The organism is Pseudonocardia sp. Ae717_Ps2 (assembly GCF_001932475.1).
Classification (GTDB): Bacteria; Actinomycetota; Actinomycetes; order Mycobacteriales; family Pseudonocardiaceae; genus Pseudonocardia.
This window is the reverse complement of sequence record NZ_MCIS01000001.1, coordinates 4,133,038-4,143,976: the sequence shown is the minus strand read 5'-3', so window position 1 is coordinate 4,143,976 and position 10,939 is coordinate 4,133,038. Positions and strand designations below refer to the sequence as shown.

The following is a 10,939-nucleotide window of genomic DNA, read 5'->3' as shown; positions in this document are numbered from 1 at the left end:
AGAGGCCACGAGATGACGGGCGTCGAAGTGAAGGTCGAGGGGCTGACGAAGTCCTTCGGTCGGGCCAACATCTGGTCGGACGTGAGCCTGACCCTGCCCGCGGGCGAGGTGTCGGTGTTGCTCGGGCCGTCGGGTACCGGCAAGTCGGTGTTCCTGAAGTCGCTGATCGGGCTGCTGAAGCCTGAGCGGGGATCGATCGTCATCGAGGGTGTGGATCTGTGCAAGTGCTCGGAGTCGGAGCTGTACGAGATCCGGAAGCTGTTCGGGGTGTTGTTCCAGGACGGTGCGTTGTTCGGGTCGATGAACTTGTTCGACAACATCGCGTTCCCGTTGCGGGAGCACACGCGTAAGTCGGAGTCGGCGATCCGGGACATCGTCATGGAGAAGATCGACATGGTCGGTCTGGTGGGTGCGGAGGGGAAGTTGCCGGGGGAGATCTCGGGTGGTATGCGCAAGCGTGCGGGGTTGGCGCGGGCGTTGGTGCTGGATCCGAAGATCATTTTGTTCGATGAGCCGGACTCGGGTCTGGATCCGGTGCGTACGGCGTATCTGAACCAGTTGATCATCGATCTGAACGCGATGACGGATTCGACGTTCCTGATCGTGACCCATGACATCAACTCGGCGCAGACGGTGCCGGACAACATCGGTCTGCTGTATCGCAAGCATCTGGCGATGTTCGGTCCGCGGGAGGTGTTGTTGACCTCGGACGAGCCGGTGGTGGCGCAGTTCCTGAACGGTCGTCGTGAGGGTCCGATCGGGATGTCGGAGGAGAAGGACGCTGCGCAGGCTGCCCGGGAGATGGAGGAGGCGGGTGAGCTGGAGGGTCGTCCGCCGATGAAGCCGCAGTTGGTGGCCTCGACGGGGATGCCGGACCGGAAGGCGGTGCACCGTCGCCGGGAGCGGGTGATGGAGATGTTGCACGAGCTGCCGCCGTCGGCGCAGGAGGCGATCCGGGAGCAGTACGCCGATGTCGACGCGACCGCGCAGCTCGCCGGGCCGTCGCGGGACGGCAGCACCCGGCAGGAGGCGCGGGCGGGAGCGGGCGGCGACGACTGGCCCACCGACGTGCAGCCGCGGGTGCGGGGCTGAGGCGGGCCGTTCCCGGCCCGACGTCGTGGCGCCCGCGCCGGGTGGGACCCACCCGACGCGGGCGGACCGTACTCAGGGGGACAGCACGATCAGCGGACAGTCCGCCGACGGGTGCGCCAGCACCGTCGCGGTGACGCCGTAGACCGCGGCGATCCGCTCCGGGGTCAGCACCTGCGCGGGTGTCCCCGTGGCCACGGCCCGGCCGGCGTCGAGCAGGCACAGCCGGTCGCAGTAGCGCGCGGCCAGGTTCAGGTCGTGCAGGGCCACCAGCGTGGGCAGGCCCAGCTCGCGCACCAGCGCCAGCAGCTCCAGCTGGTGGCGGACGTCGAGGTGGTTGGTCGGCTCGTCCATCACCAGCAGCGCCGGGCGCCCGACCAGTGCCCGCGCGACCAGTGCGCGCTGCCGCTCACCGCCGGACAACGTGGCGAAGCGGCGTCCGGCGAGGCGGGAGAGCTCCAGCAGCTCCAGGGCGGCGGTGACCAGGGCGTCGTCGACCGGGTCGTCGGCGGCGAGCGGGCGCTTGTGCGGCGAGCGCCCCATCGCGACGACCTCGCGCACGGTCAGCGGGAAGTCCGAGGGCATGTCCTGCAGGACCACGCCGACCCGCTGGGCCACCCACCGCGCCGGGGCCCGCCGCACGTCGGTCCCCTCGACCAGGACCGTCCCCGACGACGGCACCCCGACGCGGTAGACGGTGCGCAGCAGCGAGGACTTGCCGCTGCCGTTCGGGCCGAGCAGCCCGACGACCTCGCCCGCGCCGACGGTCAGCGAGACCCCGGCGACCAGCGTGGCCGCCCCGGCGACGACGTGCACGTCGTCGATCTCCAGCGGGGTCACCGCGCACCCTCCCGGCGCCCGTCGCGGCGCAGCAACCACACGAAGAACGGGCCGCCGACCAGCGCCGTGACGATCCCGACCGGCAGCTCCTCGGGGATGACGACGGTCCGCGCGACCAGGTCCGCCAGCACCGTGAACAGTGCGCCGACCAGCACCGCGACCGGCAGGCCCCGCCGGTGACCGGACCCGACGAGGAACCGGACGACGTGCGGCAGCATCAGCCCCACGAAGCCGATCACCCCGCTCACCGCGACCGTCACCGCGACCAGCACGGCGACGACGACGAACATCGCCTGCCGGAACCGGTGCACGTCCAGTCCGAGGGCGCCCGCGCTCTCGTCGCCGGCCAGCAGCAGGTCCAGGTCACGCGCCCGCGACACGAGCACCACGACCCCGGCGCCGAGGACGACCGCCGGCACCACCAGCACGTCCCAGCGGGCGGCGCCGAACCCGCCGAGGGTCCAGAACAGCACCTGCGACGCCAGCGTGGGGCTGGGCGCGGTCAGCACCAGCAGGCTGGTCAGCGCCGACAGCACCGACCCGACCGCGACACCGCCGAGGATCAGCCGCAGGACGGTGATCCGCCCGCCGGAGCGGGCGATCACCAGCACCACGGCGAGGGTCAGCAGCGCCCCGGCGAACGCGGCCACGTTGAGGGTGAGCGCGCCCGCGCCGAGCAGCCCGAACCGCATCACGACCACCGCGCCCGTCGCCGCGCCCGCGGAGACGCCGATGACGCCCGGCCCGGCCAGCGGGTTGCGCACCACGGCCTGCAGCACCATCCCGGCCACCGTCAGCGCCGCGCCGACCAGCCCGGCGAGCAGCACCCGGGGCAACCGGGTGTCGGCGATGATCAGGTCGTCGGCCCGCGACCAGTCCGGGTCGGGCACCTAGGCGGTGCCGCCGACCCGGTGGGCGAGGATCCGCCAGGTCACCGACCAGGGCACGTGCACCGAGCCCGTGGTGAGCGCGAGACCGGCGGCGAGCACCAGCAGCACCGCCAGGACGGCGACCGCCGTCGCCGTCGGCACCCGGCCGCGCCCGCCGTCGCGGCCCGCGCCACGACCGGCGCCGCGGGCCGGCGCGGGATCGGGGAGCGGCCCGTCCGGGCGCAGCACCGCGAGGAGCCGCGCGCGCCCGGTCACCGGAACCGGTCGGGGTGCAGCTCGCGGGCCAGCCGCTCGACGGCGTCGACCGAGCGCGGCCCGGGCTGGGCCTCCGACAGCGGGACCGTCGGGAACGGACCGGCCAGAGCGGGCAGTCCGGCGAGTGCCGGCGTCGCGCGCAGCGTCGCGATCTTCGACTCGACGCTCGGGTCGAGGTAGTCGTAGATGAGGACGACGGCGGGGGCGCGGCGTACGACCTGCTCCCAGGACACCTCGCCCCAGCGCTGGTCGAGGTCGGCGAACACGTTGCGCCCCCCGGCACGCTCGATCATGTCGGTGAGCAGCGCCCGGCCGCCCGCGGTGCGGGGCGCGTCGGTGCCGCTGTTGTAGACGAACACCGGCACCGGATCGACGGTCCCGAGCTGCGCCGCGACGGCGTCGAGCCGGGCCCGCATGCCCTCGACGCTGCGCTCGGCCCGCTCCGGCACCCCGAAGATCGCGCCGATCCGGGTCGTCTCGCCGAACAGGTCCTCGAAGCCCGAACGCCCCTCCCGGCACGACTCGGGGTTGAGGTGGCTGTCGATGCCCAGCTCGGCGAGCCGCGCACGGGTGTGTCCGCTGGACTCGGAGAATCCGTCGGGGTAGCCGGAGTAGACGAAGTCGGGCTCGGCGGCGAGCAGCTGCTCCAGCGACGGCTGGCCCGGCGCGAGCACCGGCACCGTCGCGTACGCCGCGGCGTAGCGCTCGCCGATCTGCCGGTTCCTCAGGTACGCCGTCCCGACCATCGACCGCTCCACCCCGAGCTCCAGCAGCAGCTCGGTGGCGTTCGAGGTCAGGGTGACCGCCCGGGTGGGCGGCGCGGTGTAGGTCGTGGTCACGCCGCAGTTGTCGTCGACGACCGGGAACCCCGCGGCCGGCGCCCCACCGGCCGGGGCGTCGGTGACGGCGGCGCCGCACCCGGCGAGCAGCAGCAGGGACAGGGCGGCGCCGACGACGCGCAGACGGGGTGGGGGCACCGACCCAATGTATGAAAACCTCGTCAGATGTCCATAGTGTCCGGTGTGAGATGGGGCGTGCTCACCCACGCGGCCGGCCCGCGCGACGCGGCGTCCGAGCTGGCCGACACCGTCGGCCTCGCGGTGCTCGCCGAGGAGCTGGGGTTCGCGTCGTTCTGGCTGGCCCAGCACCATCTCGGCGCCCAGCAGGGGCACGCGTCCTCACCGCTGGTGGTCCTGGCCGCGGTCGCCGCAGCCACCTCGCGGATCCGGCTGGGCACCGCCGTCGTCGTGGCGTCGCTGGAGCACCCGCTGCGCCTCGCCGAGGACGCGGCCACCGTCGACGTGCTCAGCGGTGGCCGGCTCGAGCTGGGACTGGGCGCCGGGTCCGACCCGGGCGTCGCCGAGGCGTTCGGCGCCGACCCGGCGCAGCGGTACGCCCGTCTGGGCGCCGCCCTGGACGCGCTCACCGGCACCGGGCCGGCCGTCACCCCGCGGGCACCGGGTCTGCGGGAGCGGCTGTGGCTGGCGACCTCGTCCCCCGAGGGCGTCGACACCGCCGCGCGCCACGGCCTGGGGCTGCTGTCGGGGCGTCGCTCCGGCCCGGCCGGACCCGACGACCGACGCTCCGCCGGGCTGCTGGCCCGGTTCCGCGCCGCCGGGGGTGCCCGGGTCGGGCTGTCCCGGCCGGTGCTTCCCGGCTCCTCGCGCGCGGCCGTGCACGCGCTGCTCGCGCCGCACGTCGCCCGGCGCGGACACGATCCGGCGGCCTGGTTCGCTGCCGGGAACGTCCACGCCGGCACCGGCCCCGAGGTGCGCGCCGCACTGGAGGCGGATCCCTGCCTGCCCTACGCCACCGACCTGCTCTGCCACGTCCAGCCCGCCCGGCTGACCCTGGCCGAGCTGCGTCCGGTCCTGCGCGGGCTGGCGGAGCTGGCCGGCGCACCGCCGGTCGCGGCCGGACCGGGTACGACCGGGGCCACCCCGGCCGGCCGCGGGGGCGCCCGCTGCGGGCCGCTCAGCCCGGCGGCAGCGCCGGATCGGCCTTGAGCGCGACCCCGGACAGCTTCAGCCGCCGCGCCTCGCTCATCAGCAGCGCCAGGGTGGTCGCCGCGGCGGCGTAGCCGGTGCCGTGCGGCGGGCGGACGTTGGAGATGCAGTTGCGCTCGGAGTCGCGGCGCCCGCGGTGGGCGTCGTAGGTGAAGTACAGCCCCAGCGAGTCCACCGAGCTCATCCCCGGCCGCTCCCCGACGAGCACGACGACGTGCCGGGCGCCGAGGGCGGAAGCGATCTCGTCGCCGAGCGCGACCCGGGCCTGGGTGGCGATCACGACCGGGGCCACCCGCCAGCCGTCGAGCCGTTCCAGGATCTCGGCGAGCATCCCCGGGGCGTGCTCGGCGACCGCCCGCGGCGAGAGCCCGTCGGCGACGACGAGCGCCACGTCGTGGTCGCCGCGGGGCAGCTCGGTGCCCGCGGCGAGGCGGCGGCCCAGGTCGGGCCGGGTCAGGTACTCGGTGCGGTCGGCGGGCGCGCCCGCGGCGTGCAGCGTGGACACCCCCAGCCCGGTGATCCGCTCGGCGAGCGCGTCGACGTCGAGCGGGGTGTGCACGGCGTCGCGGGCGGCGGCGTGCGCGGCGCGCAGCTCCAGCAGCCGCGCGGTCGGCAGGGCGTCCCCGGCGCGGCCGAGCGCCACCCGGGCCCGGGTGGAGGCGCGCAGCACGTCGAGCGGGTCGCTCACCGGACACCCGCGGTCAGGGTCCGGACGGCGCCCGCGGGCAGGTCCCGCAGCCGCCCGTCGCCGTCGAGCATGTCCATCGTGGTCAGCCACGCCTCGAACTCCGGCGCGGGACGCAGCCCGAGCACCTGGCGGGCGTAGAGCGCGTCGTGGAAGGACAGCGACTGGTAGTGCAGCATCACGTCGTCGCCGCCGGGCACGCAGATGACGAACGAGCAGCCCGCCGCGCCGAGCAGGGTGAGCAGCGCGTCGGTGTCGTCGGCGTCGGCCTCGGCGTGGTTGGTGTAGCAGACGTCGACACCCATCGGGACGCCGAGCAGCTTCCCGCACATGTGGTCCTCCAGCCCGGCGCGGGTGATCTGCTTGCCGTCGAGCAGGTACTCCGGCCCGATGAACCCGACGACGGTGTTGACCAGCAGCGGGTCGAACGCCCGCGCCACGGCGTAGGCGCGGACCTCCAGCGTCTGCTGGTCGACGCCGTGGTGGGCGTCGGCGGACAGCGCGGACCCCTGGCCGGTCTCGAAGTACATGCACTGCGTGCCGACGGTGCCGCGGTCCAGCGACAGCGCGGCGGAGTGCGCCTCCCGCAGCATCGCCAGGGTCACCCCGAACCCGGTGTTCGCGGCCTCGGTCCCGGCGATCGACTGGAACACCAGGTCGACCGGGGCGCCGCGTTCCATGATCTCGATCGAGGTCGTGACGTGGGCGAGCACGCAGGACTGGGTGGGGATGTCGTAGCGGGTGCGGACCTCGTCGATCAGGTGCAGCAGGTCGGTGGTGCGCTGCGGCGAGTCCGTCGCCGGGTTGATGCCGATGACGGCGTCGCCGCAGCCGAGCAGCAGCCCGTCGACGATCGAGGCGGTCACCCCGGCGGGGTCGTCGGTGGGGTGGTTGGGCTGCAGCCGGGTCGCCATCGTGCCGGGCAGCCCGACCGTCGAGCGGAACGCGGTGACGACCGGGGTGCGCCGCCCGACGGCGATCAGGTCCTGCAGTCGCATGAGCTTGGAGGTCGCCGCGACCATCTCCGGGGTCAGTCCGGGGGCGAGCGCGGTGGTGTCGGTGGCCGGGTCGAGCAGGTGCTCGCGGAACTCGCCGACGGTCATCGACGCGACCGGGGCGAACGCGTCGGCGTCGTGCGAGTCGACGATCAGGCGGGTCACCTCGTCGTCCTCGTAGGGGACGACCTGCTCGTCGAGGAAGGTGGCGAGCGGCAGGTCGGCCAGCACCGTCTGGGCGGCGACCCGTTCCTGTTCCGAGCGGGCAGCGACCCCGGCAAGCACGTCCCCGGACCGTTGTGGCGTGGCCGCGGCCAGCAGTGCGCGCAGGTCGGCGAACTCGTGGGTGTGGCCCCCGAGCGTGGTCCGGCGGACCGTCACGTGAGCTCCTCCTCCGCGCGGGCCAGCGCGGCGAACTCCTCGTCGGGTGCCGCGGCGACCAGGTGGTGTCGTGAGTAGAGCGCGAAGTACAGCATGAACAGGGCGAAGGCGCCGAGGGTCGCGCCGGCGGCGACCGGGTCGACCAGGAAGGTCGCGACGACCGCCAGCACCGCGACGACCAGGGCGAACCCGGTCGTCGCGACCCCGCCCGGGGTGCGGTACGGGCGGGGCATCTCCGGCGCGCTCCGGCGCAGCACGATGTGGCTGACCATCATCAGCACGTACGACAGTGCCGCCCCGAACACCGCCATGTTGAGCAGCACCGCGCCCTGCCCTGTCAGCGACAGCAGGAACCCGATCACGCCGGGCACGACGAGCGCGAGCGTGGGGGCCTTGCGACCGTTGGTCACCGACAGGGCCCGGGGCAGGTACCCGGCCCGCGACAGCGCGAAGGTCTGCCGGGAGTAGGCGTAGATGATCGAGAAGAAGCTGGCGACGAGCCCGGCGAGACCGACGTAGTTGACGACGACGCCCGCCGTGGACCCGCCGAGCGCCTCCACCAGCGGGTTGCCCGACTCCGAGAGCGCCTGCGCGCCGAGCGCCCCGGTCGCCAGCACCAGCACCAGCGCGCCGGTGACGAGCAGGACGAGCATCGCCGCGACGATCCCGCGGGGGACGTTGCGCTCCGGGTCGCGGGCCTCCTCCGCCGCGAGCGGGACGCCCTCCAGGGCGAGGAAGAACCAGATCGCGAACGGCACCGCCGACCAGATCCCCAGCCAGCCGAACGGCAGGAACGCCGAGGCGCCGGCGGCGTCGGTCGGCGGGATGTCGACGAGGTTGCCCGCGTCGAACAGCGGCACCGCGGCGACGGCGAAGATCAGCAGTCCGACCACGGCGATCGCGGTGATCACGAACATGACCTTGAGCGCCTCGCCCACGCCGGCGATGTGGATGCCGATGAACAGCACGTACGCGGCCAGGTAGACCCACCAGCCGTCGGTGATGCCGAACAGGCCGAGCGACTCGACGTAGGCGCCGATGAAGGTGGCGATGGCGGCCGGGGCGATCGCGTACTCGATGAGGATCGCGGTGCCGGTCGCGAACCCGCCCCACGGGCCGAGCGCGCGCCGGGCGAAGGTGTAGCCGCCGCCCGCCGCCGGCAGCGCCGAGGACAGCTCGGCCATCCCCAGCACCATCGCGAAGTACATGGCGGCGATGACGACGCCGGCGATCAGCAGCCCGCCGAACCCGCCCTCGGCGAGACCGAAGTTCCATCCCGAGTAGTCGCCGGAGATGACGTAGCTGACGCCGAGACCGGCGAGCAGGACCCAGCCCGCCGCCCCGGTGCGCAGCCGTCGTCGCTCCAGGTAGTCCGACGGATCGTTCGCCATGGCGTCCTCCCGGGGCGCGTCGTCACCGACGGGGCCCGTCGGGTGTGGACAAGCTAGGGAGTCCGGCCCGGTCGCGGACAGGGCCGCGCGGGGTAAACGGTGTGAGGAATGTGTGTCGCCACAGGGGCGGTAGGACACACGATCGTCACAGTCGACGGGTACGGGACGGCCGACCGCGCCGCGGGGTCAGCGCTCGGCCGGCGGCGTGCGCAGCGCCGCGTCCACCATGTCCAGCAGGTCGGCCTCCAGCCGCTCCCGCACCGCCGGTTCCAGGTCCGCCGCCCACAGCGGTCGTCCGCCGATCCCGTCGGCGGCGGCGAGGACCAGCGTGCGCGTCGCCTCCGGCACCCCGTCCCCGGCGAGCGCGGCCTGCCAGCGCTCGTCGTCCACCCGGGCCAGGTCGAGGACCTCGGGCACCGCGAGCAGCTGCGCGATCAGGGTGAACCGTTCCAGGGCCTCGCCCTCGTCGACCGGTGCCAGGCTGGCCCGCACGTAGGCGCGCACCAGTCGTCCGGGGGTGCCCTCGGGTTGGTCGAGGTGGGCGTGCACGGCGTCCCAGAACGCGTCGAGCTCCACCTGCGCCAGGGCGACGAGCAGCGCGGTCTTGCTGGGGAAGTGGTAGACGAGTCCGCCCTTGGAGATCCCGGCCTCCCGCGCGACGAGGTCGAGCGTCGCCCCGATGCCGTGCGTGCGGATGGCGGACGCGGCGGCGTCGAGCACCAGCTTGCGTGTGTCCTCCGGGGACCGTCCGGTCGTGCGACCCATGCGTCCATCCTCCCGTCCGGTGCCGGCGAGACGGACACCACGTCGAAACTAAACCGACCAGTCGGTACAGTTTTGCTCATGTACGCCGACACCACCACCCAGGGGCTCACGCCCCGCCGCCGCTGGGCGGCCCTCGTGGTGCTGTCGATCGCCGTCCTGGTCCTCGCGGTCGACAACACCGTCCTCTACCTCGCCGTGCCCTCGCTGACCGCGGACCTGTCGCCGACGGCGACCGAGATCCTGTGGATCGGCGACGTCTACTCCCTGGCGCTGGCCGGGCTGCTCGTCGTCATGGGGTCGCTGGCCGACCGGATCGGCCGCAAGCGGCTGCTGCTGGTCGGCGCCGCCGCGTTCGGGGCGGCATCGCTGTTCGCGGCGCTGTCCACCAGCCCCGCGATGCTCATCGCGGCCCGGCTGCTGCTCGGCGTCGCCGGCGCGACGCTGATGCCCTCGACGTTGTCGCTCATCCGCACCGTGTTCACCGACCCGGCCGAGCGGGCCCGGGCCGTCGCGGCCTGGGCGGCCGCGGCCAGCGGCGGTGCCGCGGTCGGCCCGCTGGTCGGCGGCGCGCTGCTCGAGCACTTCTCCTGGGGCTCGGTGTTCCTGATCAACGTCCCGATCATGGTCGTGCTGATCGTGGCCGGGGTGTGGCTGCTGCCCGAGTCGCGCGACCCCGCACCGGGGCCGTTCGACCTGGTCTCGGCGCTGCTGTCGATGGCCGCGATCGTGCCGGTCGTGTGGGCGGTCAAGCACACTGTCACGGCCGGGATCGACGTCGCCGGCGTCGCCGCGCTGGCGGCCGGGCTCGCGTTGGGCGCGCTGTTCGTCCGTCGCCAGAGGCGTCTGACCGTCCCGCTGATCGACGTGTCGCTGTTCGCCCGCCCGGCCTTCGCCGGCTCGGTGTTCGCCGGGTTCATGGCCGTGTTCGCCCTCATCGGGACGCTGTTCTTCTTCTCCCAGTACCTGCAGCTCGTGCGCGGGTTCTCACCGCTGCAGGCCGGTCTCGGGGAGCTGCCGACCACGCTGTCGGCGGTCGCCGTCGTCGCCGTCGTGGGGCGGTTCTCCCGCGTGCTGGGGCTCGGCCGGGCGATCGCGGTGAGCCTCGGGCTGGTCACCGGGGGGCTGGTGGCCGTCGCGGTCGCCGAGGGCTTCACCAGCTACCTGTGGCTGGCGCTGGCCCTGGTCCCGCTGGGGCTCGGCGTCGGCCTGACACAGACGCTGACCACCGACGCGGTCGTGTCGTCGGTGCCGCCGCGCAAGGCGGGAGCGGCGTCGGCCATCTCCGAGACGGCGCTGGAGCTGGGGGTCGCGATGGGCGTCGCCGTCCTCGGGTCGGTGGTGTCGCTGATCTATCGCGACCGCCTCACGCTGCCCGCCGGGCTGGACCCGGCCGCGCGGGCCGCGGTGACCGACTCGCTCGCCGCGAGCACGAACGCCCTCGACCCGGCCTCGCCGGTGCTCGACGGTGCCCGCGCCTCGTTCACCGTCGCCATGCAGACGACCTCGCTGATCGCCGCGGCGGTCACCCTGGCCGCGGCGATCGTCGCCTGGCGGACCATCCCGGCGACGGCCGGGACGGTCGCGGAGGACGCGCCGTCGCGTCCGGTCACCCACCGGGGCGGAGCGCGCCGGGGGTGACGGG

At 74.1% G+C, this 10,939-nt stretch carries 11 protein-coding genes; 3 read left to right on the top strand and 8 right to left on the bottom strand.

All coding sequences use genetic code 11. The features are described from left to right. The first annotated feature begins 12 nt into the window (after window positions 1-12). Window positions 13-1,092 (top strand): ABC transporter ATP-binding protein, encoded by a 1,080-nt coding sequence (locus Ae717Ps2_RS19010; RefSeq protein WP_075333675.1) that lies wholly within the window; start codon window positions 13-15, stop codon window positions 1,090-1,092. Window positions 1,093-1,164: 72 nt separating this feature from the next. Here Ae717Ps2_RS19010 and Ae717Ps2_RS19005 read toward each other — a convergent pair whose 3' ends face one another. The 4 genes from Ae717Ps2_RS19005 to Ae717Ps2_RS18995 are packed head-to-tail and all read right to left on the bottom strand — an operon-like array spanning window position 1,165 to window position 4,051. Beyond that, complete coding sequence (locus Ae717Ps2_RS19005; RefSeq protein ID WP_075310991.1) at window positions 1,165-1,929, bottom strand: ABC transporter ATP-binding protein; 765 nt, start codon at window positions 1,927-1,929, stop codon at window positions 1,165-1,167. Continuing rightward, complete coding sequence (locus tag Ae717Ps2_RS19000) at window positions 1,926-2,819, bottom strand: iron ABC transporter permease (RefSeq protein WP_233147628.1); 894 nt, start codon at window positions 2,817-2,819, stop codon at window positions 1,926-1,928. The genes Ae717Ps2_RS19005 and Ae717Ps2_RS19000 overlap by 4 nt, the downstream gene beginning before the upstream one ends. Continuing rightward, complete coding sequence (locus tag Ae717Ps2_RS39215) at window positions 2,820-3,074, bottom strand: hypothetical protein (protein ID WP_233147627.1); 255 nt, start codon at window positions 3,072-3,074, stop codon at window positions 2,820-2,822. It lies immediately after the preceding gene. Further along, window positions 3,071-4,051 (bottom strand): ABC transporter substrate-binding protein, encoded by a 981-nt coding sequence (locus Ae717Ps2_RS18995; RefSeq protein ID WP_233147626.1) that lies wholly within the window; start codon window positions 4,049-4,051, stop codon window positions 3,071-3,073. The genes Ae717Ps2_RS39215 and Ae717Ps2_RS18995 overlap by 4 nt, the downstream gene beginning before the upstream one ends. A 45-nt stretch (window positions 4,052-4,096) precedes the next feature. Here Ae717Ps2_RS18995 and Ae717Ps2_RS18990 point away from each other — a divergent pair, with 45 nt between their 5' ends. Further along, window positions 4,097-5,080 carry an LLM class flavin-dependent oxidoreductase gene (locus Ae717Ps2_RS18990; RefSeq protein WP_158071512.1) on the top strand — a complete coding sequence of 328 codons (984 nt, stop codon included), beginning with the start codon at window positions 4,097-4,099 and terminating at the stop codon, window positions 5,078-5,080. On the opposite strand, the gene eutC is transcribed toward Ae717Ps2_RS18990, so the two are convergent. From eutC to Ae717Ps2_RS18970, 4 genes are all read right to left on the bottom strand, one after another. Then, window positions 5,049-5,768, bottom strand: coding sequence for an ethanolamine ammonia-lyase subunit EutC (gene eutC / locus Ae717Ps2_RS18985; RefSeq protein ID WP_075310997.1), 720 nt, complete (start codon window positions 5,766-5,768; stop codon window positions 5,049-5,051). The two genes, Ae717Ps2_RS18990 and eutC, sit on opposite strands and share 32 nt — an antisense overlap. Further along, entirely contained in the window at window positions 5,765-7,141 is a 1,377-nt protein-coding gene (locus Ae717Ps2_RS18980; protein WP_075310999.1) for an ethanolamine ammonia-lyase subunit EutB, read from the bottom strand. Before Ae717Ps2_RS18980 ends, eutC begins: the two co-directional genes overlap by 4 nt. Then, window positions 7,138-8,532, bottom strand: a complete 1,395-nt coding sequence (gene eat, locus Ae717Ps2_RS18975; protein ID WP_075311001.1) for an ethanolamine permease — start codon at window positions 8,530-8,532, stop codon at window positions 7,138-7,140. The genes Ae717Ps2_RS18980 and eat overlap by 4 nt, the downstream gene beginning before the upstream one ends. 186 nt (window positions 8,533-8,718) lie before the next feature. After that, complete coding sequence (locus Ae717Ps2_RS18970; RefSeq protein WP_075311003.1) at window positions 8,719-9,297, bottom strand: TetR/AcrR family transcriptional regulator; 579 nt, start codon at window positions 9,295-9,297, stop codon at window positions 8,719-8,721. A 78-nt stretch (window positions 9,298-9,375) separates the two neighbouring features. Between Ae717Ps2_RS18970 and Ae717Ps2_RS18965 the strand changes: the two genes are divergently transcribed. Continuing rightward, window positions 9,376-10,935, top strand: coding sequence for an MFS transporter (locus tag Ae717Ps2_RS18965; RefSeq protein ID WP_075333674.1), 1,560 nt, complete (start codon window positions 9,376-9,378; stop codon window positions 10,933-10,935). The last annotated feature ends 4 nt before the right edge of the window (window positions 10,936-10,939 follow it).

Coding starts and splice junctions, on each gene's coding strand:
- Ae717Ps2_RS18970 (WP_075311003.1), bottom strand. CDS start 9,297: ATGGGTCGCACGACCGGACGGTCCCCGGAGGACACACGCAAGCTGGTG.
- Ae717Ps2_RS19010 (WP_075333675.1), top strand. CDS start 13: ATGACGGGCGTCGAAGTGAAGGTCGAGGGGCTGACGAAGTCCTTCGGT.
- eat (WP_075311001.1), bottom strand. CDS start 8,532: ATGGCGAACGATCCGTCGGACTACCTGGAGCGACGACGGCTGCGCACC.
- Ae717Ps2_RS18965 (WP_075333674.1), top strand. CDS start 9,376: ATGTACGCCGACACCACCACCCAGGGGCTCACGCCCCGCCGCCGCTGG.